Origin of the sequence: Aeromonas sp. A35_P (assembly GCF_002259925.1) — a bacterium.
GTDB classification, from domain to species: Bacteria; Pseudomonadota; Gammaproteobacteria; order Enterobacterales; family Aeromonadaceae; genus Aeromonas; species Aeromonas dhakensis.
This window is the reverse complement of the sequence record NZ_NEVB01000208.1, coordinates 1-26,269: the sequence shown is the minus strand read 5'-3', so window position 1 is coordinate 26,269 and position 26,269 is coordinate 1. Positions and strand designations below refer to the sequence as shown.

At 63.1% G+C, this 26,269-nt stretch carries 16 protein-coding genes and 3 pseudogenes; 14 read left to right on the top strand and 5 right to left on the bottom strand.

All coding sequences use genetic code 11. From position 1 onward, the window contains the following. Window positions 1-166 precede the first annotated feature (166 nt). The 4 genes from carA (at window position 167) to CAK78_RS15355 (ending at window position 8,029) form a co-directional block, all read left to right on the top strand. The gene (carA, locus tag CAK78_RS15370) at window positions 167-1,303 is read left to right on the top strand and encodes a glutamine-hydrolyzing carbamoyl-phosphate synthase small subunit (protein WP_017766693.1); all 1,137 of its coding nucleotides are present in this window, start codon (window positions 167-169) and stop codon (window positions 1,301-1,303) included. A gap of 16 nt (window positions 1,304-1,319) precedes the next feature. After that, complete coding sequence (gene carB, locus CAK78_RS15365; RefSeq protein WP_094697841.1) at window positions 1,320-4,556, top strand: carbamoyl-phosphate synthase large subunit; 3,237 nt, start codon at window positions 1,320-1,322, stop codon at window positions 4,554-4,556. A gap of 481 nt (window positions 4,557-5,037) precedes the next feature. Beyond that, a complete protein-coding gene (leuA, locus tag CAK78_RS15360) occupies window positions 5,038-6,696 on the top strand; it encodes a 2-isopropylmalate synthase (RefSeq protein ID WP_094697840.1) in 1,659 nt (552 codons plus the stop codon). A 157-nt stretch (window positions 6,697-6,853) separates the two neighbouring features. Continuing rightward, on the top strand, window positions 6,854-8,029 hold the full coding sequence (locus CAK78_RS15355; protein ID WP_094697839.1) for a DUF1615 domain-containing protein: 1,176 nt from the start codon (window positions 6,854-6,856) through the stop codon (window positions 8,027-8,029). Between the two features lie 69 nt (window positions 8,030-8,098). Here CAK78_RS15355 and CAK78_RS15350 read toward each other — a convergent pair whose 3' ends face one another. Next, window positions 8,099-8,947: a nuclease-related domain-containing protein gene (locus tag CAK78_RS15350; RefSeq protein ID WP_094697838.1), complete on the bottom strand. Its 849-nt coding sequence runs from the start codon at window positions 8,945-8,947 to the stop codon at window positions 8,099-8,101. Window positions 8,948-9,169: 222 nt separating this feature from the next. Then, window positions 9,170-10,132, bottom strand: coding sequence for an autotransporter domain-containing protein (locus tag CAK78_RS15345; protein ID WP_094697837.1), 963 nt, complete (start codon window positions 10,130-10,132; stop codon window positions 9,170-9,172). Between the two features lie 222 nt (window positions 10,133-10,354). Between CAK78_RS15345 and CAK78_RS15335 the strand changes: the two genes are divergently transcribed. The 7 genes and pseudogenes from CAK78_RS15335 (at window position 10,355) to CAK78_RS15305 (ending at window position 17,511) form a co-directional block, all read left to right on the top strand. Beyond that, on the top strand, window positions 10,355-11,938 hold the full coding sequence (locus tag CAK78_RS15335; RefSeq protein WP_094697835.1) for a CHASE4 domain-containing protein: 1,584 nt from the start codon (window positions 10,355-10,357) through the stop codon (window positions 11,936-11,938). 217 nt (window positions 11,939-12,155) lie between these two features. Further along, window positions 12,156-12,807: pseudogene (locus tag CAK78_RS15330) on the top strand (DedA family protein). Between the two features lie 103 nt (window positions 12,808-12,910). Beyond that, a complete protein-coding gene (gene speG / locus CAK78_RS15325; protein WP_094697834.1) occupies window positions 12,911-13,444 on the top strand; it encodes a spermidine N1-acetyltransferase in 534 nt (177 codons plus the stop codon). Window positions 13,445-13,670: 226 nt separating this feature from the next. After that, on the top strand, window positions 13,671-14,966 hold the full coding sequence (locus CAK78_RS15320) for a DEAD/DEAH box helicase (RefSeq protein ID WP_176452816.1): 1,296 nt from the start codon (window positions 13,671-13,673) through the stop codon (window positions 14,964-14,966). A 99-nt stretch (window positions 14,967-15,065) separates the two neighbouring features. Then, entirely contained in the window at window positions 15,066-15,704 is a 639-nt protein-coding gene (locus CAK78_RS15315) for a DUF2913 family protein (protein ID WP_017786183.1), read from the top strand. A gap of 264 nt (window positions 15,705-15,968) precedes the next feature. Next, window positions 15,969-17,012 carry a M35 family metallo-endopeptidase gene (locus tag CAK78_RS15310; RefSeq protein WP_176452815.1) on the top strand — a complete coding sequence of 348 codons (1,044 nt, stop codon included), beginning with the start codon at window positions 15,969-15,971 and terminating at the stop codon, window positions 17,010-17,012. A 64-nt stretch (window positions 17,013-17,076) separates the two neighbouring features. Then, the gene (locus CAK78_RS15305) at window positions 17,077-17,511 is read left to right on the top strand and encodes a protease (RefSeq protein WP_176452814.1); all 435 of its coding nucleotides are present in this window, start codon (window positions 17,077-17,079) and stop codon (window positions 17,509-17,511) included. Window positions 17,512-17,540: 29 nt separating this feature from the next. On the opposite strand, the gene CAK78_RS15300 is transcribed toward CAK78_RS15305, so the two are convergent. Next, window positions 17,541-18,539 (bottom strand): questin oxidase family protein, encoded by a 999-nt coding sequence (locus CAK78_RS15300; protein WP_176452813.1) that lies wholly within the window; start codon window positions 18,537-18,539, stop codon window positions 17,541-17,543. 66 nt (window positions 18,540-18,605) lie between these two features. Here CAK78_RS15300 and soxR point away from each other — a divergent pair, with 66 nt between their 5' ends. From soxR to CAK78_RS23395, 3 genes and pseudogenes are all read left to right on the top strand, one after another. Continuing rightward, window positions 18,606-19,076, top strand: coding sequence for a redox-sensitive transcriptional activator SoxR (soxR, locus tag CAK78_RS15295; RefSeq protein ID WP_094697833.1), 471 nt, complete (start codon window positions 18,606-18,608; stop codon window positions 19,074-19,076). A gap of 68 nt (window positions 19,077-19,144) precedes the next feature. Beyond that, window positions 19,145-19,270 (top strand): annotated as a pseudogene (locus CAK78_RS15290) (methyltransferase); the annotation flags it as partial. A gap of 76 nt (window positions 19,271-19,346) precedes the next feature. After that, a pseudogene (locus tag CAK78_RS23395) lies at window positions 19,347-19,756 on the top strand (nuclear transport factor 2 family protein). Between the two features lie 221 nt (window positions 19,757-19,977). Here the strand turns inward: CAK78_RS23395 and CAK78_RS15280 are convergent. Beyond that, entirely contained in the window at window positions 19,978-21,393 is a 1,416-nt protein-coding gene (locus tag CAK78_RS15280; RefSeq protein ID WP_094697832.1) for an FAD-dependent oxidoreductase, read from the bottom strand. A 12-nt stretch (window positions 21,394-21,405) separates the two neighbouring features. Then, window positions 21,406-25,863, bottom strand: coding sequence for a glutamate synthase large subunit (gene gltB / locus CAK78_RS15275; RefSeq protein WP_094697831.1), 4,458 nt, complete (start codon window positions 25,861-25,863; stop codon window positions 21,406-21,408). Between the last annotated feature and the right edge of the window lie 406 nt (window positions 25,864-26,269).

Here is a 26,269-nt window from a genome sequence, read left to right as displayed (position 1 = left end):
TAGATGCATTTCGAATGAGAAAAGACGTTGAAATGCGATCGTTTTTAAGTAAAATGCGCCCAATTTGCCAGAAATCTGCCGGGTTCGAGTCCTGTCCAAGGCCGGAACCGAGCCCGCAACACCCAGGTAAATTGCTGAATTTAAAGCTAAATAACTGGAGGTTGTCTTGAATCACACTGCATTGCTAGTGCTGGAAGATGGAACTGTGTTCAAAGGCGTGTCGATAGGCGCCGAGGGATGTTCCGTTGGTGAAGTGGTTTTCAATACGTCGATGACGGGCTATCAGGAAATCCTCACCGATCCCTCTTATTCCCGTCAGATAGTCACCCTCACTTACCCCCATATAGGCAACACCGGCACCAACAGCGAAGATGAAGAGTCCAGTCAAATCCACGCTCAGGGATTGATCATCCGGGACCTTCCGATACTTGCCTCCAATTTCCGCAATCAGCAATCCCTCTCCGATTACCTCAAGTCCCACAACATCGTTGGCATCGCCGACATCGACACCCGCAAACTGACCCGCATCCTGCGCGAGAAAGGCGCTCAGGCTGGCTGCATTCTGGCCGGGAAACAGGTTGATGAAGCCTATGCCCTCGAACAGGCGCGCGCCTTCCCCGGTCTGAAGGGGATGGATCTGGCCAAAGAGGTCACGGTTGGCGAGGCGTACAACTGGACCGAAGGGAGCTGGCAGCTCGGCAAGGGGCACGTCACCCCGGATGCCGACCAGCTCAAATACCACGTGGTGGCCTACGACTTTGGCGTCAAGCGCAACATACTGCGCATGCTGGTGGACCGCGGCTGCCGCCTGACCGTGGTGCCGGCCAAGACTCCGGCTGCCGAGGTACTGGCGCTGAACCCGGATGGCATCTTCCTCTCCAACGGCCCAGGTGACCCCGAGCCGTGCGACTACGCCATCGAGGCCATCAAGACCTTCCTTGATACCAACACCCCGGTGTTTGGCATCTGCCTGGGTCACCAGCTGCTGGGTCTCGCCTCCGGTGCCAAGACCGTCAAGATGAAGTTTGGCCACCACGGTGCCAACCACCCGGTGAAGAGCCTGGACGACAACACAGTGATGATCACCGCCCAGAACCACGGCTTCGCGGTGGACGAGAACAGCCTGCCGGAGTGCCTGCGCGCCACCCACGTCTCCCTGTTCGATGGGTCCCTGCAGGGCATCCATCGCACCGACCGTCCGGCCTTCAGCTTCCAGGGTCACCCCGAAGCGAGCCCGGGCCCGCACGACTGTGCCGGTCTGTTCGACCACTTTATTGAATTGATTAAGCAGTATCGCGCCTAAGAGGATAAAGAGAGCCATGCCAAAACGTAACGACCTTCAGAGCATCCTGATCCTCGGCGCCGGCCCCATCGTCATCGGCCAGGCCTGCGAATTCGACTACTCCGGCGCCCAGGCGTGCAAGGCCCTGCGCGAGGAGGGCTACCGCGTCATCCTGGTGAACTCCAACCCGGCCACCATCATGACCGACCCGGAGATGGCCGACGCCACCTACATCGAGCCCATCACCTGGGAAGTGGTGCGCGAGATCATCAAGAAAGAGCGCCCGGACGCCATCCTGCCCACCATGGGCGGCCAGACCGCACTGAACTGCGCACTGGATCTGGAGAAACACGGCGTGCTGGCCGAATTCGGCGTCGAGATGATCGGTGCCACCGCCGACGCCATCGACAAGGCCGAAGACCGCTCCCGCTTTGACAAGGCGATGCGCAGCATCGGCCTGGAGTGCCCGCGCGCCGGCATCGCCCACAACATGGAAGAGGCGTGGAAGGTACAGGCGGAAGTGGGCTTCCCCTGCATCATCCGTCCCTCCTTCACCATGGGTGGCTCCGGTGGCGGCATCGCCTACAACACCGAAGAGTTCGTCGAGATCTGCGAGCGCGGCCTGGATCTGTCGCCGACCAAAGAGCTGCTCATCGACGAGTCGCTGATCGGCTGGAAAGAGTACGAGATGGAGGTGGTGCGGGATCGCAACGACAACTGCATCATCGTCTGCGCCATCGAGAACTTCGACCCCATGGGCATCCACACCGGTGACTCCATCACGGTCGCGCCAGCCCAGACGCTGACCGACAAGGAGTACCAGATCATGCGCAACGCCTCCATGGCGGTGCTGCGCGAGATCGGCGTCGAGACCGGCGGCTCCAACGTCCAGTTCGGCATCAACCCCAAAGATGGCCGCATGGTCATCATCGAGATGAACCCGCGGGTCTCCCGCTCCTCCGCGCTCGCCTCCAAGGCGACCGGCTTCCCCATCGCCAAGATCGCCGCCAAGCTCGCCATCGGTTACACCCTGGACGAGCTGATGAACGACATCACCGGCGGTCGTACCCCGGCCTCCTTCGAGCCGGCCATCGACTACGTGGTCACCAAGGTACCGCGCTTCAACTTCGAGAAGTTCGCCGGCGCCAACGACCGTCTGACCACCCAGATGAAGTCCGTCGGTGAAGTGATGGCCATCGGCCGCAACTTCCAGGAGTCCCTGCACAAGGCCCTGCGCGGCCTCGAGACCGGCAAGAGCGGTTTTGACCCCATGCTGGATCTCAACGCCCCTGACGCCCTGACCCGCATCCGTCACGAGTTGCAGGATGCCGGCAGCGATCGCATCTTCTACATCGCCGATGCGTTCCGCGCCGGTCTCTCCATGGACGGCGTATTCCGCCTGACCAAGATTGACCCCTGGTTCCTGGTGCAGATTGAAGAGCTGGTGAAGCTGGAAGAGCAGGTGAAAGAGCGCGGCATGGCGGGTCTTGATGCCGATTTCCTGCGGGCGCTGAAGCGCAAGGGCTTCTCCGATGCGCGTCTGGCCAAGATCCTCGGCGTGGCCGAAGGGGAAGTGCGCAAGCTGCGTGCCCGCCACAACATCTTCCCGGTCTACAAACGGGTCGATACCTGCGCCGCCGAGTTCGCCACCAACACCGCCTACATGTACTCCAGCTATGACGAGGAGTGCGAGGCGAACCCCACCAACCGCGACAAGATCATGGTCATCGGTGGCGGCCCGAACCGTATCGGTCAGGGCATCGAGTTCGACTACTGCTGCGTACACGCGGCGCTGGCCCTGCGCGAAGACGGTTACGAGACCATCATGGTCAACTGCAACCCGGAAACCGTCTCCACCGACTACGACACCTCCGACCGCCTCTACTTCGAGCCGGTCACCCTGGAAGACGTGCTGGAAATCGTGCGGGTCGAGCAGCCCAAGGGCGTCATCGTCCAGTACGGCGGCCAGACTCCGCTGAAACTGGCTCGCGCCCTGGAAGCGAACGGCGTGCCGGTCATCGGGACCAGCCCGGATGCCATCGACCGCGCCGAAGACCGCGAGCGCTTCCAGTCCGCCGTCGAGCGTCTGGGGCTCAAGCAGCCGGAAAACGGCACTGTCACTGCCCTGGAGCAGGCGGTGCTGACCGCCGAGCGCATCACCTACCCGCTGGTGGTTCGCCCCTCCTACGTGTTGGGTGGTCGCGCCATGGAGATCGTCTATGACGAGCAGGATCTGCGCCGCTACTTCGCCGAGGCGGTGAGCGTCTCCAACGAATCGCCGGTACTGCTGGACCGCTTCCTGGACGACGCCACCGAGGTGGATGTGGACGCCATCTGCGATGGCGTGGATGTGGTCATCGGCGGCATCATGGAGCACATCGAACAGGCCGGTATCCACTCCGGTGACTCCGCCTGCTCCCTGCCGCCCTACACCCTGTCCAAGGCCATCCAGGACGAGATGCGCGAGCAGGTGCGCAAACTGGCGCTGGAGCTTGGCGTAGTGGGCCTGATGAACGTGCAGTTCGCGGTCAAGGACAACGAGATCTACCTCATCGAGGTGAACCCCCGTGCCGCCCGTACCGTGCCCTTCGTCTCCAAGGCGACCGGCGCGCCGCTCGCCAAGATCGCCGCCCGCGTCATGGCCGGTCAGAGCCTGAAAGAGCAGGGCTTCACCAGCGAGATCATCCCGCCCTACTACTCGGTGAAAGAGGTAGTGCTGCCGTTCGCCAAGTTCCCGGGTGTCGACCCGCTGCTGGGGCCGGAGATGCGCTCCACCGGTGAAGTGATGGGCGTGGGCAGCAGCTTTGCCGAGGCCTATGCCAAGGCGCAGCTGGGGGCCGGTCACCAGGTGCCGCGCGAAGGTCGCGCCCTGCTCTCCGTGCGCCACGGCGACAAGGAGCGGGTGGTCAACCTGGCCGCCAAGCTGCTGGAGCTGGGCTATGACCTCGACGCCACTCACGGCACTGCGGTGACCCTGGGTGAGGCGAGCATCAACCCGCGTCTGGTCAACAAGGTGCACGAAGGCCGTCCGCACATTCTGGATCGCATCAAGAATGGCGAGTACACCTACATCGTCAACACCGCCGAGGGCCGCCGCGCCATCGAGGACTCCAAGCAGCTGCGCCGTGGCGCCCTGCAGCACAAGGTGGCTTACACCACCACGCTGCACGCCGCGTTCGCCACCTGCATGGCCATCACTGTCGATGCTACCGCCAACGTGAGCTCGGTGCAGGAGCTGCACCAGAAGGTCGAGAGCCAGCTGAAAAGCCGCTAAGAGCGCGTGATGAAGGAGGGACGCCTCCTTCGTGACCCGATAAAACCCCCGCCAGCGATGGCGGGGTTTTTTATTGGCCGAAGGCTGCGGGACAGAGGGGAAAATGCCTGGTCAGGGAACCTTGGGGAGAGAGTCACTCAATAATCAGATAAAACATCACAATGATTGTGCAATAGATGTATTTTACAGCGCTCTTTGCAATCTCTCGCCTGCGTCGCCTCTCTATACTGGGTTCTCGTCACAGGAGTCAACGACCAGATCGTCTGCGCCTGCCGATGCAGGGGCGAGTAGATCGGGCCCGCAGCCTTATCGGGTTGTGCGGCCGGTCCTTCTTATCGGGAAGGGCCACAGGATACCGGGCGTGGGCTTATCGCCTCGCGACTCGTCAGGGCCGGCGTTATCGCGCCGCCCCGCTTCCCTCTCTTCGTCCCTCTGTCAGCCGCCAGTCGGCCGTTCGTCTATCAGCCAAGGGAATCAGAATATGAGCTTCGATCATCGCAAATACCGCCGCGCCCCCGTCATCAATCTGGCGGATCGTCAGTGGCCCAACCGGGTGCTGGAACGGGCTCCGCTCTGGTGCGCCGTGGACCTGCGCGACGGCAACCAGGCGCTGGTCGAGCCGATGACGGTGGCCCAGAAGCTGCAGATGTGGGCGCTGATGGTGCACATCGGCTTCAAGCACATCGAGGTTGGCTTTCCGGCAGCCTCCCAGCCCGATTTCGACTTCGTGCGCGAGCTTATCGACCGCAACCTCATCCCCGATGACGTCACCATCCAGGTGCTGGTTCAGGCGCGCGAAGATCTGATTGCCCGTACCTTCGAGGCCCTCAAGGGGGCCAAGCGGGCCATCGTCCATGTCTACAACTCGGTCAACCCGACCCAGCGCAACTATGTGTTCAACTCAGGGCGCGACGGGGTCAAGGCCATCGCGGTGCAGGGGGCGCGCTGGGTGCGCGAGTATGCGGCCCGCAATCCGGGCACCGAGTGGAGCTTTCAGTACTCGCCGGAGAGTTTCAGCAGCACCGAGGTAGAGTTCGCCGTCGAGGTGTGTGACGCCGTCATCGATGAGTGGCGCAGCGCAGCCCGCCCCATGATCCTGAATCTGCCCGCCACGGTAGAGGTGAGCACCCCCAACGTGTTTGCCGATCAGGTGGAGTGGTTCTGCCGCAATTTGAAGGCGCGGCCCGAGGTGAGCATCTCCATCCACACCCACAACGATCGGGGCTGCGGAGTGGCCGCCGCCGAGCTGGCGGTGCTGGCGGGGGCGGATCGCATCGAGGGCACCCTGCTCGGTAACGGCGAGCGCACCGGCAACATGGACATCGTCACCATGGCCATGAACCTCTATAGCCAGGGGATCGACCCAGAGCTCAACCTCTCCGACATGGATGCCATCGTCGCAACCGTCGGGGCCTGCACCCAGATTGCCCTGCACCCGCGCCACCCCTATGCCGGCGAGCTGGTCTACACGGCGTTTTCCGGCAGCCACCAGGATGCCATCCGCAAATCCCTAGCGGCAGAAAAACCGGACCACTACTGGGACGTGGCTTACCTGCCCATAGACCCCGCCGATCTGGGCCGCAGTTACGAGGCGGTGATCCGCATCAACAGCCAGTCCGGCAAGGGGGGCGTCACCTACCTGCTGGAGCGCGACCTCGGTCTGCAACTGCCGCGCTGGCTGCAAATTGACTTCAGCCGCCGGGTTCAGGCGCAGGCCGAAGCCAGCAGCAGCGAAATCAGCCCGGAGCAGATCCGCACCCTGTTCGAGCGCCACTACCTCGAGCCTGCCCACGGTTATCGCATCGGTCGCTTCCAGCTTGGTCGCGACAGCCAAGAGAGTTTGCGCCTCGAGCTGCAGACCCCGGCGGGCACCCTGCAGCTTAGTGGCGAGGGGGAGGGGGCCATCACGGCCCTGGTCAACGGCTGGCAACGCCAGACCGGCATGCACATCGACGTGCTGGACTACTCCGAGCACGCCTTGAGCGCCGGCACCGAGTCTCGCGCCGCCGCCTACGTGCTGCTGAGCGTCGATGGGACCCGCACCTGTGGGGTAGCCATCGGCCGCGACGTGGTCAGCGCCTCCCTGCAGGCGGTGATCAATGGCGCCGCCCAGATAGAGGCGCTGCGCCAGAGCGCCTGATCCCGGCGCCAAATCCCCCCCGGGGCCCTCGTCACGCAGGCGGGGGCCTTGTCATTGATGGCTTCTGCTCCCCGCCTCAATCCTCTACAATGCCCTGCCTGTCTGCGTCCGGATACCCTCTGTAGGGGCTGGGCGCCTCATCTACCGGGAAGCATTCATGTCTCATCTCATCGTCCGTCGTCATTATCTGGTCCCGCTGCTGGCCCCCCTCTCTCTTGCCTTGCTGCTCGCCGGTTGTGCCAGCGAGCCGCCTGCACCGGCCACGCCGTCGAGCTCGGTGACCCCGGCGGGGCGTCCCATTCCCAAGGCGATGCAGCCGCAAAAGCCGGCCGACATGAAGAGCCGTATCGTCACCTTCCTGCCGCGCAACGTGGTGGACAAGCCGGGCTGGGCCAACGACGTGGTGACGGCGCTTACCAGTCAGGGGCTGACGGTGAGCGATCACAACGTCTGTACCGTGCTGGCGGTGGCCGAGCAGGAGGCAACCTACCAGGCCGACCCCGTGGTGCCGGGCCTTGGCAAGATAGCCTGGAAGGAGATCAATGCCCGCGCCGGCAAGCTGCTGATCCCTGAGTTTGTGGTGCGCACAGCGCTTTCCATCAAATCCCCCACCGGCAAGACCTACGCCGAGCGCATCGACAAGTTGCGTACCGAGCGGGAGATGAGCGAGATCTTTGAAGACATGATCGGGGAGGTGCCGATGGGCAAGCAGCTCTTTGGCAACATGAACCCGGTGCGCACCGGCGGCCCCATGCAGGTGAGCGTCGCCTTTGCCGAGGCCAACACCCGCGGCTACCCCTATCCGGTCAAGGATTCCATTCGCCACGAGGTGTTCACCCGCCGCGGCGGCATCTGGTTCGGCACCAAGCACATCTTCGGCTACCTGGCCGACTACCCCGACACCCTCTATCGCTTCGCCGACTTCAATGCGGGCTGGTATGCGAGCCGCAATGCCGCCTTCCAGGCCGCAGTGAGCCGGCTGAGTGGCAAGACCCTGGCGCTGGACGGGGATCTCATTCGTTACGACTCCGATCTGCCGGGCAAGACCGAGCTCGCGGTTCATGCCATCGCCGGCCAGCTCAGCATGAGCAAGCAGGCCATCCACCAGAGCCTCAAGCTCGGCGACAGCAGCGACTTTGCCCAGAGCGACCTCTACCACAGGGTCTTCACCCTGGCCGACAAGCAGGCGGGCAAGCGGCTGCCCCGCGCCATCCTGCCTGGCATCCAGCTGAAAAGCCCCAAGATCACCCGCAACCTCACCACCGCCTGGTTTGCCAAGCGGGTGGATGAGCGCGAGCAGCGCTGCGTGCAGAAGATGGCGACGATCCGCTGATTGCTAAAAGTAACAAAGGCGGCCAATTGGCCGCCTTTGTCTTATGCCCCCGTCGTTTTGTTTCCCCCTCTACTTCATCAGCGCTATGGTCCCCCTGCATTTCGGGAAGTCACTGCATCCCCAGAACTGGTTTCCCTTGTTGTCGCTTCGACTGGCGGTGCGCAGCACCATGGGGTTGCCGCAGTTGGGGCACATGGGGCACTGGCAGTTTGCCTGATGGATGGCCGCTGGTGGTGAAGGGCTGTGATAGGTCGGTATGCTGGCGGGTACAGGCTGGGTGGCAACTCCGTGCCGAGCCTTGAGCTGGGTGACATGCTGTCTGTGGGTCTGCCAATTGGCGGCCAGTCGTCCCCGCTGGATGGTGTCGATAACCCGGGTGACTTCGGCAGGTGTCAAAACCGGTGTGGTTTTGCCTTTGATATAACGAATGAGCCCGCGGTTCATCACGTTGTCCGGCATGGGGGTTTTGAAAGTGCAGTCGCCAATGAAGTAGATGATGGAGTGAAGCTGGTGATCCGCCAGCCCAAGCAGGGATCTGAGGGTCATCACATGCAGATAGTTCTGGCGCAGGGGATTTTGAAAACTGTGCCTGCGGCGATAGATCTGCTGGGTCCAGCTCTTATGGGCAGGATTGCCGAATATCCACCCCTTTATGTTTTTGGTCTCTATCACGAAGACCCCGAAGCGTGACACCAGCACATGGTCTATCTGGGTCGTGCCCTGCGGGGTGGGCAGGGTCACGTCCTTGAGCAGGTGATATTCCTGCTTGTCGAGAAAGAGACGGAGGCTGAGATTGATAAACCACTCCCCGATCATCCCCTTGAACCAGGGTGTTTTGATCAGGGTGGCAATCAACAGCACTGGCAGAAGAAACCAGAGTTGGTTCAGCAGAACGGCCATCAGGGCGGTAACGTCCATGTCATCTCTCCTCGCTCCCGATACCACTCTGGCGACGGTGCACTCTGATTGGCGTGAGCCTGGTGTGGCACCACAGGATTGGTGCCATCCGGAAAATGGGGTGCCGAAGTGAACTACTGTAGCGAGTTGAACAGAGGGAATGTGTGACCGCTTGCACTAACTGAGTTGCTCATCACTACTCTTGTGCCAGTGATAGAGAGGGAAGAAGCCGCAGGGAGTGGCCTAGAAGCTCATCGCCAGCCCGACGCCGTAGCCGCTGGTGTTGTGGCTGAACATATAGCGGGCCACCAGCCGGGTGCGGGTGACGAAGATATCGTACTTGCTGCTGTCGAGCTCCAGCCCGAGGCCGAGGGAGTTGAGTGAGTTGAAGCCGAGCAGGCCGCGCTGTTCGCCCAGGTATTCGGTGCGGGCCCCCTCCATCACGTAGCGCACGGGTTTGCCCAGCAGCGTCAGATTGCCGATGGGGGCGCGGCGGCGCAGATAGAGGCCGAGATTCTCGGCGTTGGCCTGGCCGGTCACGCTGGCGGCGGTGCCGCCAAAACTCTGCAGGTGCTGATAGGAGTAGCGCAGCTCGGCGTCGATGTCCTGAGTGGGGGAGAAGAGCTCGTAGTCCAGCATCATGGCGCCGCCGAGGCCATAGACGTCGAGCCGGCCGCCATCGAGAAAGTCGAGGTTCTTGCCGGTGTACTGGCCTAGCAGCCAGTTGCCGATGCGCAGATCGCTCGCCACCGTGCCGAGGGTCACGTTGCCGATGGGGCGCAGCACCAGGTTGCCGCCGTGTCTGTCCCGGTGCAGCCCTATGTCCCAGCCGATCCCGCCGGTGGCCGTCAGGCTGTTCCACTTGGTGGGGAGGGTGCGGCTCTCGCTGCCGTTGCTGATCACGAACTGGGGATCGTAGCGGCTGAATCCCAGGGTCCCTTCCAGATAAACCGGCACGCTCTCGCTCATGGTGGCGCCGCCGCCGACCTGGGTCATGTTGAGGGCCGAGGATTGATTGGTGCCGCTGCCGATGTTGATGTTGCTGGCGGTGATGTCGGGCACCACGGTAAAAGTCATCAGGGAGACCACCGCATTGGCGCGCTGTTGCACCCGCGACTCCTCCTCGGCCATGGCCGGCTGGCCGAGGCCAAGCAGCGGGGTGAGCAGCAGGGCGCTGCGCAGCGGGTGAGCGAGTGGTGTGAGCATGACGGGCTCCGTGACGCCTCTTGCGCTGAGGCACGGTTACACTGTAGCGATTTTTGGCTGGCTTGACAGCTCATATGCCGAGTCGAATGAACCTTTCCTGGCGACGTTTTCTCCCCGCGGCGAAGGGCTGAGCGCCCTTGCGAGGTTTTTCGCACACAAGGCGGATGGCGAGGCAAAATCCATTAAACTCAATGGGTCACCTGTTCGGGAGTGTGGGTAAAGATGAAGATCAGCCGCAAGATTACGCTGACCATAGTGCTGACGCTGCTGCTGTTGCTGGGGGTCGGCTATGTCGGCCTCCATTATGTGGTGGGCAACAAGTTCGGCGAGCTGGAGCGCCTGAGCGTGGAGCGCAACCGAGAGCGGGTCAGGGCCGTGGTGCAGGCCGAACTGGATCAGCTCACCATACTGGGGCAGGACTGGTCTGAGTGGGATGATACCTACGCCTACATGGCGAGCCGGGATCCCGCCTATCTGGCGGCCAACCTCAACGCCCGCACCTTCGAAACCCTGGCGGTGGATCTGGTGGCTCTTTATGATGCTGATAAGCAGCCGCAGGTGGCCTTTGCTTATCACGGCGGCAAGTTGCTGGCGCAGACACCGGACGAGCTCGCGCCGCTCACCGACTATCTGGTGCGCTACGGCAGCCTCAAGCCCAATGGCGGCATCTGGTTCGACGGGGAGCGCTACTACCTGCTGGCCGCCACCCAGATCCTGACCAGCGAGGGGGAGGGGCCGAGCCGCGGCACCCTGCTGCTGCTCAAGGCTTTCAACACCCGGCTGGTTCATCAGCTGCAAAAGCGCACCAATCTGTCGCTCTCGTTTCTCAGTCCGCAGCAGTTGGCCACCAGCCTGGGGGTCACCACCCTGGCCAGGCTCAGGGCCAATGACAGCCTGATCCTGCCGCAGGAGGAGCGGCTGCTCACCCTGGCCCAGATCGATACCCTGCGAGAGGAAGATCCCCTGATCTTTCGCTTCACCCTGCCACGGGATCTGATGCTGGAGGGCAAGGCCGTCGAGCGGCGCATCTTCTGGCTGCTGAGCCTGGGGGTACTGCTGTTTGGCGGCCTGGTGCTGCTGATCCTCAACGGCTATATCGCCGCCCGCCTGCAGCGGTTGAGTGCCAATCTGCGGCTCATCGGCGAGGACGGCGCGGTGCGCCGCCTGCTGGTGGAGGGCAGTGACGAGATCTCCCAGGTGGCCGTCGACTGCAATCGGATGCTCGATCACCTCGACAGCCTGCGCCAGCAGCAGGCCGACAGCGAAGCCCGCCAGAAGCTGCAGCACGGCGCCCTCATTCACCTGGCCAAGAGCGATCTGCTGACCGGCGAGGATCCGGGCCAGGCCGCCCGTCACATCAACGAGGCGATCTGCGCCGGCACCGGGGCGGTGCGGGCCAGCGTCTGGTTCAGTGCCGAAGACAGGCAATCCATGTACTGCCAGGATCTCTTCTTCCTGCCCAAGCTCCACCATCAACAGGGGTTTCACCTGCCCTATGCGCTGATCCAGGGGCGCTACGAATCCTCCAAGCCCGAGCACGAGCCCTGCCTCATCCTGCGCGAGCCCTACGATCTGACCCGCTTTGGCGCCATGCTGGCCCAGCTCGGGCTGGAGGGGCTCTCCGGCACCATCCTGATGGCGCCCCTCAAGCACGGGGATGAGCTGCTTGGCTTCATCATCGCCGAGTGGGCCCGGCTGGAGGAGGTCTGGCACCCGGACGAGCTCGCCTTCGTGCTGTCGGTGTGCGATCTCTCGGCCCAGACCCTGCTCACCCTCACCAAGCTGCAGCGGCTCAAATACCGCTGAGTGGCTGGATGGCCGGGGCCCGCACGACAGATGCGGGCCTCATTTTTTAGGGCCCGCAGCCGATTATCTCGCCTATCCGTGACCTGTATTAATTTCTTGTTCACTTGGCCGGGTGTATAACGGGCCTCCCTCAGGGAAGAGAGGGGTTGGCGACAGGGGAGGGTCTGCCGCACCGGAGGCCGTCGGGCCACCTCATGAAGTTGATGGGAGTCACCAGATGCAGGAGATGCTGCTTGCCATATGGCAACAGGACTTTGACCAATTGATCCAGATGCAGGCCGTGGGTCTGCTCGTCACCTGCCTGGTGGTGATCCTGTTTCTCGAATCGAGTTTCGTGTTCCTGCCCCTGCCCGGCGACAGCCTGGTGCTGCTGGCCGGCGGCCTGGTGGGCATGGGGGGTGTTGGGGCCTGAGGTGACGCTGCTCTACATGCCGCTTGCCGCCGGACTTGGCAGCCTGATCGCCTACGTGCAGGGCCAGGCGCTGCACGGCACCTCCTTCATGGGGCACGTGGAGCGGATGATCCCGGACGGCAGCCTGCCGCGGGCCTCGCGCCTGCTGCACAACTACGGCTTCTGGGCCATGTTCTCCTCCCGCTTCGTGCCATTCGTGCGGGTGTTGACGCCCATGCTGATGGGGGTCTCGCGCCTGCATCTGCCACGGGTGATGATCGCCAGCTTCGCCAGCGCCTTCCTCTGGGCCCTGGTATTGAGCCTGGTGGGCAAGTTCGTGATGGCGACTCCGGTATTCGCCCAGCACCACGAGCTGCTGACCAAGTGTCTGCTGGTGACCTCGCTCGGTCTCTTCATCATCGCCATGGCGGCCATCGCCGTCCGTCTGCTCAAGCGACCGACCAACCGTATTCGTTAAGCGGCATGGCAAGGAGCCTCGCCACCGTGTTTTCACCCTCTTCATCTTATGGCGCCGCCCCTTTGGCGGGTCGGTGCCCCTTCAATCTGCAAGCAGGTACCTTATGTCATCCCCCGACACCCTGACCCTTCGTCCCCTCGAGCGCGAGGATCTCAAGTTCGTCCATCAGCTCAACAACAACGCCAGCATCATGCGCTACTGGTTTGAGGAGCCTTACGAGGCTTACATGGAGCTGGCCCAGCTCTATGACAAGCATATCCACGATCAGCACGAGCGCCGCTTCATCCTCGAGGTGGCGGGCAACCAGGTGGGGCTGGTGGAACTGGTGGACATTCGCAGCATCCATCGCCGCGCCGAATTCCAGATCATCATCGCCCCCGCCCATCAGGGGAAGGGGTATGCCAAGAGCGCGACCCTCAAGGCGATGAAGTACGCCTTCAACGTGCTCAACCTGCACAAGCTCTATCTCATTGTCGATCGGGACAATGTCCGCGCCATCCACATCTATCAGGCGCTGGGGTTCGAGCCGGAAGGGGAGCTCAAAGAGGAGTTCTTCATCGATGGTCACTACCGCACCGCCATCCGCATGTGCCTGTTTCAGCGTGATTTCCAGGTCAGAAACGGGCGGGGAGGCTAAGCTGGAGCCAGCCCGGACCGGCCCATGGGGGCGAGCCGGGACGCCGTGAAAAGGGGCGTTTTTGAGGCAGAATTTGCGCCGCCTATCTGTTACACTTCGCGCCCGCCATTTTCCGGCCACTCTCTGACTTGATGTCAGGCACAGCCGTCGGTGGTCATAGCCGACTTCTTGCTCATGCCGAGCCAACCAGGCCAGCCACAGTCCCGCTGGAACACAGGAACCCATTATGAGATTTGAATCGTTCGATTTTGCCCCCGAGATTTTGCGCGCCATCTCAGAGTGCGGTTATCAGGAGATGACCCCTGTGCAGAGTCAGGCCATCCCGGCCGTGCGTCGTGGCCGCGACCTGCTGGCCAGCGCCCAGACCGGCACCGGCAAGACCGCCGCCTTCGCCCTGCCGATCCTGCAGCGACTGGTGGACAATCCGGCGCCGGTGCAGCCTTCCAACGCCCGGGTGCTGATCCTGACCCCGACCCGCGAGCTGGCGGCCCAGGTGGCGAGCAACATCAATGACTTCGCCAAGTATCTGGATATCACCACCCTCACCATCGTTGGTGGCGGCAAGCAGGACGTGCAGGCCAAGCGGCTGAAAGCGGGCGCTCACATTATCGTGGCGACCCCGGGCCGTCTGCTCGAACATCTCACCGCCTGCAACCTGAGCCTCTCCGGGGTCGAGACCCTGGTGCTGGACGAAGCGGACCGCATCCTCGACATGGGCTTCAGTGCCGATGTGCAGAAGATCCTGCAGGCGGTCAACAAGACCCGCCAGAACCTGCTGTTCTCCGCCACCTTCTCCGAGGCGGTGAAGAAGCTGGCCAACCTGATGCTGGACAAGCCGCAGGTGGTGGCCGTCAACAAGCAGAACTCCACTGCCGACACCGTCAGCCACACCGTCTACCCGGTGGAGCAGAAGCGCAAGCGCGAGCTGCTCTCCGAGCTCATCGGCAAGCAGAACTGGCAGCAGGTGCTGGTGTTCGCCAGCACCCGCGAAAGCTGCGACGAGCTGGTTGAGGAGCTGAACCTGGATGGCATCAAATCCGCCGTGGTGCACGGCGACAAGGCCCAGGGCAGCCGTCGCCGCGCCCTGCGCGAATTCAGTGAAGGCAAGCTGCGGGTGCTGGTGGCCACCGAAGTGGCCGCCCGCGGGCTGGATATCCCGAACCTCGAGTACGTGGTCAACTATGATCTGCCGTTCCTCGCCGAAGACTATGTGCACCGCATCGGCCGTACCGGTCGCGCCGGCAAGAGCGGCATGGCCATCTCCTTTGTCAGCCGTGAAGAAGAGCGCACCCTGCTGGAGATCGAGGCGGTGATCGGCCAGAAGATCCGCCGCATCATGGTGCCGGGCTACGAGGTAAGCAACCGCGACGATCTGATCAAGCAGTTGCAGGAGCGCCGTCGTTTCGGCAAGCGCCCCCAGCGCGAAGACAACGCCGCCGCCCAGGCCATGGCCGAAGCCAAGCTGCAGGGTCAGCGTCTCAAGCGTCTGGCGGCCGCCAAGAAGCCGCGTCAGCCGAAATAAGGTGCGCAGGCCGCTCTATTGAACCGCAAAGGCGCCACTGGCGCCTTTGCCTTCTCTGTTATCGGTGTTGACCCGTGGTGGTCGACTGAAGGATTGCTTATGACCTCTCCCACCTACAATCAGGCCCTGCTCGAGATGGCCAGCCAGAGCCTGGCCGAACTGGCCCGTACCGCCGAGCAGAAGGCTGGCAAGCGTACCCCGGCGCAAGAGAGCCACTTTCTCTGCAGCTGGATGGCGGAATCCCTCAAGGAGAAGCGCTTCTCCCGGCTGGTGATGGAGGATTTGAAAGAGTGGGTGCAGCTGGGCCGCACCCTGGGGGCCGGCGCCGATCTCAAGGGGTTGCTTGAGCGGATCATTCGCCAGTATGAGCGGGCCACATGCGAACCGCTGCAGCTGGGGAGCAAGCTGGCGGCCCTGCTGGCCGAGCTTGCGGCCGAGGGTTGGTTAGTGATCACCGACAGCGAGGTGAGCGCCAAGCTGCGCCTGCAGTCGGGCGGTCAGCCGAGCCTCATCATCAGTGCCAGCGAATATCAGGGCCATATCGAGGCGGGTGAGCTGGTCAAGCCGCTCACCCTCTATGTGCGCGGCGACGAGGCCCGACTGGCGCAAGGCGCCTTCACCCACGGCCTGCTGCTGAGCCAGGGCAACAAGAAGACCACCCTGGTCAAGCACCACAAGGCTTACCGGCTGGTGCCGGACAACGCGCTGCCGGCACTGGCCCTGCTGGTGGGCCCCTGAAAAAGTGAGTGCCTTTTGCCTGAGACCCCGGCCCGGTGCCGGGGTTTTTTATGGGCGCAATCCTCCGCAGACAAGGGAAGGGGGAGGGGCCGCGGTTGTTGTCGCAGCAGCGAGGGATGCCCGGCGTTCCCCCCTATCCTGGGGGGCGTCACCCATATGGTGGGATGGTCGCAGAAAAAAACTGCTCTAGGGTGGTTGAGCCCCGAAGAGGGCCTTGAAGGAAGCAAACCGCCTGACAAGGCGATACTCAATGAATGAGGAAACATGATGAAAGCGACACCCATTGCCCTGATGCTGGCCGGCGTGCTGGCCTCTCCGCTCTGCGCCGCCGGGCTCGATGCCAAGCTCACCCTGGTGGATGGCAGCAGCGACGACGTGCGCGTCAACCTGACCCTGACCAACGCAGGGGACAAACCGGTTCGCCTGCTCAAATGGCAACTGCCGGGCAGCGAGGATGCCCCCCTGTTCCTGGTGGAGCGGGACGGCCAGCAGGTCAGCTATGAGGGGGCTCTGATCAAGCGGGCTGCCCCGACCGACAAGGACTTCCAGCTGCTCAAGGCCGGCCAGAGCCTGACGGTGCAGGCTGAAGTCTCCGGTCTCTACGACATGAGCGCCCAAGGGCAGTACAGCATTCGCTATCTGCTGCCGACGCTGCCACAAGAGACGAAAGCCGCCAAGGCCAAGCAGGCCCAGGCGAGCGAGTCCAATGCCGTGACTCTGTGGGTGGAAGGGGTGAGCGACGAACGGGTGCTGGCCAAGGCGGCTCCCCCGGTCGAGCCGCAAGCGGTGACCGCCTCGGTCAGCTTCAGCGGCCGCTGCACCAACACCCAGAAGAGCGACATCCTGGCGGCGCTCGATGCCGCCAGCGGCATCACCAACAACTCCAGCAGCTACCTGGCGGTGGACAAGCCGGATGGCCAGCGTTACCGCAGCTGGTTTGGCGCCTATGATGCGTCGCGCTGGGATCAGGCCGAGACCCACTTCAGCAAGATCAAGGATGCCATCGACAACAAGCCGCTCACCTTCGACTGCGGTTGCAAGCAGAGCTACTTTGCCTATGTCTATCCGGATCAGCCCTACAAGGTCTACCTGTGCAAGAGCTTCTGGACCGCACCGGTCAGCGGGACTGATTCCCGTGCCGGCACCATTGTCCACGAGCTGAGCCACTTCAATGTGGTGGCGGGCACCGATGATCTGGGTTACGGTCAGGCCAATGCCCGCAACCTGGCGAAGACGGATCCGGTCAAGGCGCTCAACAACGCCGACAACCACGAGTACTTCGCCGAGAACACGCCGAGCGAAAACTGATTTGCCGACCGGGGGCCGCAAGGCCCCTTTTTGTCCATGTCGTTTGTCACAGGAAGGAGCGACCATGATGACACTCTTGCTCACCACCCTGGCGCTGGCCCCCCTGCAGTGCGAACTGTCGGTCAAGGCACAAAGCCGGGTCAACGAGCCGCTGCCGCTGGTGATGACCCTGACCAACCGGGGGGAGGTGCCGCTCGAGGTGCTGAGCTGGTTCACGCCGTTCGAAGGCTGGTTTGCCGATGCCATCGATCTCACCCTCGATGAACAGCCGCTGCCCTACAAGGGCCCGCTGGCCAAGCGGGGCAACCCGGGCGCCGAGGATTTCTTCCTGCTGGAGGCTGGTCAGCAGAGTCGGGCCGACGCGGATCTGACCCTGGTCTACGATCTCTCCCGGCCCGGCAGCTACCGGCTGAGCTACCGTGCCCAGCCGCTGACCCTGACCCGGGGCGTGGCTCCCCGCTGCCCCGTCATTCACTTCACCCGGCTGCCCGCCTCCTAAGGGCGGCCCCATCCTGTGGAGCCCAGCCCTTAGATGGCATCCGGCCTGCTAAGGGGCGCCAGCAGACCCGTTGCGCGGGCAGCCACCGCCAGATAACGCTCCGCCAGCAAAGGCCTGGCGAGCCCCTCCCGCCAGCAGCAGTGCACCAGCTTGATCACGTGATCGTCGAGGCTCTCCACCGCGCTGGCCAGCACGTGTTGCCACGCCAGCTTGCCGGTATCGGGCCAGACCGGCCTTTGCAGTGACGGTGCGCCGACCGTGACATAGGCGGCCGCCACCGCCTGCCACATCAGGGTCTGCCAGCGTCCTTGCCATGGAGCGGGCAAATGGCGGGCGACGATGGCTGCGGCGCGGCTGCCGGTCACCATGTGCAGCACGGTAAAGTTGCCGGTCTGCCAGTAGAGGGCGAGGGCCGCGTCGGCCAGCTGCACCAGCAGATCCGAGGATGACGGGAGCCCGCCTGGCAATCTCGCCGCCCAGGTCGGCGCATCCGTCACCTGCCGCAGTCGCTCGGTAATCCAGTCGCCCTGCCAGCGCGACCCTTCCCACTGCTGCGCCAGCACGCTCAGCAGGTCGTCGATATCCTGCACCGGTGCTCCCTGCCCGGCCGGCACCCGCAAGGGGTCGCATTGCCAGGCAGCCAAGGCGGTGGCCTGTTCTCCCAGGTGGCCATTTTCCAGCGCGAAGGCCAGGCGGATCAGCGGATGAAAGGCGCCGCCTGCCGGGGAGAGCCCCTGCTCCAGCAGGTCGCCAAAGGCGGGCAGCCAACCCTCGTCGGCCAGCCGTGCTGCCAACTGCTGACGCAGCCGGACAAACTGCATCTCCTTTTCATCCCCCTGCTGTTGTTCGCCCCCCGGCAGGGCATGATTGGCCTGCCAGTGGGCAAAGAAATGCTGCAGCCGCGCTGGGCTGGCGTCCATCTCATGCAGGGCGTGCAGCGCCATCGGGCAGTGGTTGGTGGTGCCGCGACCATTGAGGGCAAATGCCTGGTTGGTATCGAGCAGTTGATGAAGATAATGCATAATCATTTGACTCCTTTCATGAGGGGAGACAGGATTGTGCAAGTTAAAGATAACTTGAGGTCAAGCTTGGCGATGGAACGCAAATGGCTTGCCATCGGCCTGATAGCCAAACGCTCCGGCGTCAAGGCCAGCGCCCTGCGCTTTTACGAGCAGAAGGGGCTGATCCGCAGCGTGCGCAGCGACGGGGGGCAGCGGCTCTATCCCCAGGATGTGCTGCGCCGCATCGCCTTCATCCGGGTGGCGCAGGGCATGGGGCTGAGCCTTGGCGAGATAGGCGAGGCCCTGGCCGGCCTGCCCGAGGGGCGCACCCCGGATCGCAGCGACTGGGTCGGGATTGCCGGTCAGTGGCAGGGGTTGCTCGATCGGCGCATCGCGGCCCTGCAGCAGCTCAAGGAGAAGCTCGGCGCCTGTGTCGGCTGTGGCTGTCTCTCGCTGGAGCACTGCGCACTTTACAATCCGGATGATCAGGCCGCCGCCCTTGGCAGCGGCCCTCGCTACCTGCTGGGGGATACGCCCCCGGATGACGAACAGGCAGCCACATGATGAACATCGGGGTCGGCCCAGCCATGCCATGCACCGGGCCGACTCGTTTACACCGTCAAGGAGGAGACATGGCACTGGAACAACTGAAACGGGAGCTGGAGCTGTTTGGTGAGCGGCGCGACGGCGCACAACACTCCCGTGGCAGCAAGATGCTCAACATTACCCGCGATACCGGCGAACTGCTGGCGGTGCTGGATCCGGCCTTCGCGACCGCGCTGGTGCCGGTGGGCAAGGGGGAGTGGCTGGTGGTGCGTCTGTAGGAGGGCTGGCATGGAAAACAAGATGATGGAACCAAGAGCGGTGGTGGAGGCCTACTGGCAGGCCATGCAGAGCAATGATTTTGCCAAGGCAGCCGCTGGCTGTGTGAAGACTTCATCTGCGACTGGCCCCAGTCGGGGGAGCGGATCGAGGGGCGCAGCAACTTCGTCGAGATCAACCGGCGCTATCCGGCGGCCGGCCCCTGGAATTTCGACGTCGTCCGCCTGCTGGAGCAGGGGCGGGAAGTGGTGACCGAGGTGCTGATCACCGATGGCGAGGTGGAGGCCCGTGCCATCACCTTCCACACGGTGCGCGGCAATGCCATCTGGCACCAGACCGAGTTCTGGCCCGATCTCTACGAGGCGCCGCACTGGCGTCGCCACTGGGTCACCACCATACCGCGGGAGCCGCAACCCGCCTGATCCCCTCCGCTGGCGCGATACCGCCAGCGGAGCCGTTCATGATGTGCCGTGACCATCCCACCGCTCGTCTCATGTCCCCTTTTTCATGATCTCCAAGCGCCCCACCGGCATGACCTGGCTAGGGTGTACCCGGTATTGCATCGCGGTTTGCGGCAAACATAAAACAACAGCCCCGCATAAGCGGGGCTGTCTGTTGGTTGGTACAGGTCAGGGATGGCGGTTTACACGGCCAGATAGTCCATGATCCCTTCGGCGGCCTTGCGGCCCTCGTAGATGGCGGTCACCACCAGATCAGAGCCGCGCACCGCGTCGCCACCGGCGAACACCTTGGGGTTGCTGGTCTGGAAGGCATACTCTGCCTGCTCCGGCGCCTTGATGCGTTCCCGGCTGTCGAGCTCGATGCCGTACTCTGCCATCCAGGGCTGGGGGTTGGGCTGGAAGCCGAACGCCATCACCACCGCATCGGCAGCCAGCACCTGCTCGGAGCCTTCGATCACGACAGGATTGCGGCGACCATTGGCATCGGGCTCACCGAGCGCGGTGCTCACCACCTTGATGCCGCAGGTGCGGCCATGGGCGTCCAGCTCCACGCCGATGGGCTGGAGGTTGAACATGAATTCCACCCCCTCCTCCTGGGCGTTCTTCACCTCCCGCTTGGAGCCCGGCATGTTCTCGGCATCGCGGCGGTAGGCACAGATAACCCGATCGGCACCCTGGCGGATGGCGGTGCGCACGCAGTCCATGGCGGTGTCACCGCCCCCCAGCACCACCACCTGCTTGCCGGCGAAGTCGATATAATCGGCTTGAGCCTTCTCGAAGCCCAGCAAGCGGTTCGCGTTGGAGATGAGGTAGGGCAGGGCGTCGTAAACCCCCGGCGCAGACTCGTTCTCGAAACCGCCCTTCATATATTTGTAGGTACCGACCCCGAGGAAAACCGCATCGAACTCGCCCAGCAGGTCGGCGAAGGTGACGTCACGGCCCACCTCGGTCTCGAGGCGAAACTCCACCCCCATCCCCTCGAAGATCTCGCGCCGGCGCTGCATCACCTCTTTCTCCAGCTTGAAGGAGGGGATGCCGAAGGTGAGCAGGCCACCTATTTCCGGATACTTGTCGAACACCACCGGGGTCACGCCATTGCGCGCCAGCACGTCGGCACAGGCAAGGCCCGCGGGACCGGCGCCGATGACGGCGACCCGCTTGCCGGTCTTGACCACCTTGGAGAGATCAGGGCGCCAGCCCATCTCGAACGCCTTGTCGGTGATGTATTTTTCGATGTTGCCGATGGTGACGGCGCCGAAGCGATCGTTGAGGGTGCAGGCACCCTCACACAGTCTGTCTTGCGGGCAGACGCGGCCGCACACCTCCGGCAGGCTGTTGGTCTGGTGGGAGAGCTCCACCGCCTCCAGAATGCGTCCCTCGTTGGCCAGCTTCAGCCAGTTGGGGATGTAGTTGTGCACCGGGCACTTCCACTCGCAATAGGGGTTGCCGCAGTCGAGGCAGCGATCCGCCTGCATGCCGACCTGGGCCTGGTTGAAGGACTCGTAGATCTCCACAAACTGGATCTTGCGGATCTTGAGCGGCTTCTTGGGCGGGTCGACCCGCTGGACGTCGATAAACTGGAATACGTTCTGGCTCATAGGGTTCCCTCCTTATTGCGCCTGGATTCTGAGTTCTGCACTGGAACGGCTGGTGTGGCCAAGCAGCGATTTGACATCGCTGGACTTGGGTTTGATCAGCCTGAACTTGGGCACATAGGAGTCGAAATTGGCCAGGATCTCCTCGGCGCGCGAGCTGCCGGTTTCGTTGAGGTGCGCCGTGATGATGCCGCGCAGGTGCTCCTGGTGGATGGCAAGATCCGCCACATCCAGCAGTTCAACCAGCTCGGGGTTGGTGCGCTTGGCGAAGCTGCCGCACTCGTCGAGCACGTAGGCAAAGCCGCCGGTCATGCCCGCCGCAAAGTTGACGCCGGTCTCGCCGAGCACGGTGACGATGCCGCCTGTCATGTATTCACAGCCGTTGTCGCCAATGCCCTCGACTACCGCCAGCGCGCCTGAGTTGCGCACCGCGAAACGCTCGCCGGCGGTGCCTGCGGCATAGAGCTTGCCGCCGGTGGCGCCGTAGAGGCAGGTGTTGCCGATGATGGCCGCCTCGTGGGATTTGAATGCCACGCCGACGTGGGGCTTGATCACCAGCTTGCCGCCGGTCATCCCCTTGCCCACGTAGTCGTTGGCATCCCCGGTGAGGATCATCTCGAGACCCCCTGCGTTCCAGACGCCGAAGCTCTGGCCTGCGGTGCCGTTGAAGTGAACCCGAACCGGATCGGCCGCCATCCCCTGGTTGCCGTGGCGCTTGACGATCTCGCCGGAGAGGCGCGCCCCCACGGAGCGGTCGGTGTTGCGGATGTCGTAGCGGAACTCGCCGCCGCTCATGTTTTCCACCGCGTCCAGCAGGTCTTCCACCATCTTGAGGTTGAGCGGCCCCTTGTCGAAGGTGGGGTTGTGCTGCTGGCTGAACAGGCTGGAGCCTTCCGGTGCCACCGGGCGGGCCAGGATGCCGGACAAATCCAGCTTGGCCTGACGGGCGGTGAGGCCGGGCAGGGCCTCCAGCAGATCGGTACGACCGATGAGGTCGGTCAGCTGGGTGACGCCAAGCTGGGCCATCAGCTCGCGGGTCTCCTCGGCGATGAACTTGAAGTAGTTCATCACCATCTCCGGCAGGCCGGTGAAGTGCTCGCGACGCAGCTTCTCATCCTGGGTGGCGACCCCGGTGGCGCAGTTGTTCAGGTGACAGATGCGCAGGTACTTGCAGCCGAGCGCCACCATGGGGCCGGTGCCGAAGCCAAAGCTCTCGGCGCCGAGGATGGCCGCCTTGATGATGTCCAGACCCGTCTTGAGACCGCCATCCACCTGCAGCCGCACCTTGTGGCGCAGGCCGTTGGCGACCAGGGCCTGCTGGGTTTCGGCCAGCCCCAGCTCCCAGGGGGAGCCGGCGTATTTGACCGAGGTGAGCGGGCTCGCGCCCGTGCCGCCGTCGTAGCCGGAGACGGTGATGAAGTCTGCATAGGCCTTGGCCACGCCGCAGGCGATGGTGCCAACGCCGGGCTCAGACACCAGTTTCACCGACACCAGGCAGCTTGGGTTGATCTGCTTGATGTCGAAGATGAGCTGGGCCAGATCCTCGATGGAGTAGATGTCGTGGTGGGGCGGCGGCGAGATCAGGGTCACGCCGGGCACGGAGTAACGCAGCTTGGCGATCTGGGCCGTCACCTTGTCACCGGGCAGCTGGCCTCCCTCGCCGGGCTTGGCGCCCTGGGCGACCTTGATCTGCACCACGTCGGCGTTCATCAGGTAGTGGGGGGTGACGCCAAAGCGCCCCGAGGCCACCTGCTTGATGCGCGAATTCTTCTCGGTACCGAAGCGTTTGGGATCTTCACCGCCTTCACCGGAGTTGCTCTGGCCGCCGAGCCGGTTCATGGCCACCGCCAGCGCCTCGTGGGCTTCCGGCCCCAGTGCACCGATGGACATGGCGGCGGAATCGAAGCGGGGGAACAGCTTGGCCGCAGGCTCCACCTGCTCCAGTGCCACCGGGTTGTCGACCTTCTTGAGGGTGAGTAGATCGCGCAGGGTGGCGACCGGCCGCTCGTTCACCAGACGGGCGTACTCCTTGTAATCGGCATAGTTGCCGGAGCGCACCGCGGTCTGGAGGGTCTGCACCACGTCCGGGTTGTAGGTGTGGTACTCGCCGCCGTGGACGAATTTGAGCAGGCCACCCTGGGTGAGGGCCTTGCGGGCCAGCCAGGCCTGACGGGCCAGATTGAACTGATCCTGCTGGATGTCGGCAAAATCGGCGCCCTGGATGCGGCTCGATACGCCGCGAAAACACATCTCGACCACGGCTTTGGAGAGGCCCACCGCTTCAAACAGCTGGGAGCAGCGGTAGCTGGCCACCGTGCTGATGCCCATTTTGGACATCACCTTGTAGAGCCCCTTGTTGATGCCGTTGCGGTAGTTGAGCATGGCCTGGCGCAGGCTCATCTTGAGCACGCCCTCTTCTACCTGCTTGGCGAGGGTCTCGTAGGCTAGGTAGGGGTAGATGGCGGTGGCGCCAAAGCCCAGCAACACCGAGAAGTGGTGCGGGTCGCGCACGCTGGCGGTCTCCACCAGGATGTTGGCGTCGCAGCGCAGGTTGTTGTCCACCAGGGTGCGCTGCACTGCCCCCACCGCCATGGCGGCCGGGATGGGCAGGGTGTCGGCACTGACGTCCCGATCCGACAGCACCAGCAGCACGGTGCCGGCCTTGGCGGCCGCCTTGGCCTCTTCACAGACGCGCAGAATGGCCGCTTCCAGCCCCTCTTCGGGTCTGAAGTTGAGGCTGATCACCTGATGGCGATAGTGCTCCCCTTCCAGGGCCAGCAGCTGGTGGAAGTCGGAGTAGAGCAGGATCGGCGACTGGAACAGCACCCGGTGGGCGTGGCCGAAGGTCTCGTTGAACACGTTCTGCTCGCGGCCGATACAGGTGGCCAGCGACATGACGTGGTTCTCCCGCAGCGGATCGATGGGCGGGTTGGTGACCTGGGCGAACATCTGGCGGAAGTAGTCGTACAGGGTGCGCTGGCTGGAAGAGAGCACTGCCATCGGGGTGTCATCCCCCATGGAGCCCACCGCTTCCTGGCCGTTTTCACCCAGTACCCGGATGATCTGATCCAGCTCCTCATAGGAGTAGCCGAACAGCTTCTGATAGGTTTTCAGCTGCTCGTCGGAGAACTCGCGGGCGCCGGTGCTGGCGTCATCCATCTGCTCGAACGGCACCAGCCGCTTGCAGTGCTTGTCCATCCACTGCTTGTAGGTGTGGCGGCTCTTGAGATCGTCATCGATCTCGAAGCTGGTCCAGATCTTGCCGTTGCTGGTATCCACCACGAACAGCTCGCCCGGGCCGACCCGGCCCTTCTCCAGCACTTCATCCGGGGTGTAGTCCCAGGTGCCCACTTCGGAGGCCAGCGTGATGAACTTGTCCTTGGTGATGACATAGCGGGCCGGACGCAGGCCGTTGCGATCGAGCGCACAGGTGGCGTAGCGGCCGTCGGTCATGACGATGCCGGCCGGGCCGTCCCAGGGCTCCATGTGCATGGAGTTGAAGTCGTAGAAGGCGCGCAGGTCGTCATCCATGTTCGGGTGCTTCTGCCACGCAGGCGGGATCAGCAGGCGCATGGCACGGAACAGGTCCATGCCGCCGGCGAGGAAGAGATCCAGCATGTTGTCGAGGCTGGAGGAATCCGACCCCGTGGTGTTGACGAAGGGGGCGGCCTCTTGCAGATCCGGGATGAGCGGGGTGGCGAACTTGTAGCTGCGCGCCTTGGCCCACTGGCGGTTGCCGGCGATGGTGTTGATCTCGCCGTTGTGGGCCAGATAGCGGAACGGCTGCGCCAGCGGCCAGCGCGGGCTGGTGTTGGTGGAGAAGCGCTGGTGGAACACGCAGATGGCCGCCTGCATGCGGATGTCGGCGAGATCCAGATAGAAGCGCGGCAGGTCCACCGGCATGCACAGCCCTTTGTAGACGGTGACCAGGTTGGAGAGGCTGACCACATAGAAGTAGTCGTCGCTGATGCGCTTCTCGATGCGGCGGCGCACGATGTAGAGGCGGCGCTCGAGATCCTTGTCGACCCAGCCGGGCGGGGCGTTGACAAAGACCTGTTCAATGCTGGGCAGGGAGGCTTTGGCGATGGAGCCGAGCACATTGGTATCGATGGGCACCTTGCGCCAGCCGACCAGACTCAGGGTCTCCTTTTCCAGCTCCTCGTCGATGATGTCGCGCGTGGCCTGGGCCAGGATGGGATCGGGGTTGAGGAACAGCATACCGACCGCGTAGTTGCGGCCCAGGTGCCATCCCTTCTCTTCGGCGACCGCTCTAAAGAAGCTGTCGGGTTTTTGCAGCAACAGACCGCAGCCGTCGCCGGTCTTGCCATCGGCGGAGATTCCGCCGCGGTGCTGCATGCGAGCCAATGCTGACATCGCGAGACGGACAAGCTTGTGGCTGGCTTCACCTTCCATGTGGGCCAACAGGCCGAAGCCACAGTTATCCCTCTCCAGCTTTGGATCATATAGTGACATTGCATTTCTCCCTTGCTCGGCCTTGCATCGCGCTGTCGTCAACAGACTGCATAAATTGCGATTGGCTCTTGTGGTTCCGTCCGCCTGAGGTGGCGAATCTCCAAACTAATGGGATTTTTCGGCAAGGTCAATTGGACATCCCGGCTGTTTTCATTATTACAATGTCATAACAAAATTTCGGTGTGCGAGGGTAAATGGGGTTGTAACTGGGTATTGCTCTGGTATTTTTTATTTTTGCGAGATTAAATCCTGATGTGTCGGGTTTTGTTGGTTGACTCGGTGGGTGTAGGTATTTGTAGTAATTTTACCAATTCACTGTCGGAGTGGTTGGTTGAGATCACATTACTGATGTGAATGACTTGCATTTGCCAAATACCCGTCTAAAGAAAAATTTTCATTATTCAAC

Bases quoted from the DNA above. Each gene is read 5' to 3' on its own strand.
- speG (WP_094697834.1), top strand. From the start codon at position 12,911: ATGTCATCCCCCGACACCCTGACCCTTCGTCCCCTCGAGCGCGAGGAT.
- CAK78_RS15280 (WP_094697832.1), bottom strand. From the start codon at position 21,393: ATGAGCCAGAACGTATTCCAGTTTATCGACGTCCAGCGGGTCGACCCG.
- carB (WP_094697841.1), top strand. From the start codon at position 1,320: ATGCCAAAACGTAACGACCTTCAGAGCATCCTGATCCTCGGCGCCGGC.
- CAK78_RS15300 (WP_176452813.1), bottom strand. From the start codon at position 18,539: ATGATTATGCATTATCTTCATCAACTGCTCGATACCAACCAGGCATTT.
- CAK78_RS15310 (WP_176452815.1), top strand. From the start codon at position 15,969: ATGATGAAAGCGACACCCATTGCCCTGATGCTGGCCGGCGTGCTGGCC.
- leuA (WP_094697840.1), top strand. From the start codon at position 5,038: ATGAGCTTCGATCATCGCAAATACCGCCGCGCCCCCGTCATCAATCTG.
- gltB (WP_094697831.1), bottom strand. From the start codon at position 25,863: ATGTCACTATATGATCCAAAGCTGGAGAGGGATAACTGTGGCTTCGGC.
- CAK78_RS15345 (WP_094697837.1), bottom strand. From the start codon at position 10,132: ATGCTCACACCACTCGCTCACCCGCTGCGCAGCGCCCTGCTGCTCACC.
- CAK78_RS15335 (WP_094697835.1), top strand. From the start codon at position 10,355: ATGAAGATCAGCCGCAAGATTACGCTGACCATAGTGCTGACGCTGCTG.
- soxR (WP_094697833.1), top strand. From the start codon at position 18,606: ATGGAACGCAAATGGCTTGCCATCGGCCTGATAGCCAAACGCTCCGGC.
- CAK78_RS15320 (WP_176452816.1), top strand. From the start codon at position 13,671: ATGAGATTTGAATCGTTCGATTTTGCCCCCGAGATTTTGCGCGCCATC.
- CAK78_RS15355 (WP_094697839.1), top strand. From the start codon at position 6,854: ATGTCTCATCTCATCGTCCGTCGTCATTATCTGGTCCCGCTGCTGGCC.
- CAK78_RS15350 (WP_094697838.1), bottom strand. From the start codon at position 8,947: ATGGACGTTACCGCCCTGATGGCCGTTCTGCTGAACCAACTCTGGTTT.
- CAK78_RS15305 (WP_176452814.1), top strand. From the start codon at position 17,077: ATGATGACACTCTTGCTCACCACCCTGGCGCTGGCCCCCCTGCAGTGC.
- CAK78_RS15315 (WP_017786183.1), top strand. From the start codon at position 15,066: ATGACCTCTCCCACCTACAATCAGGCCCTGCTCGAGATGGCCAGCCAG.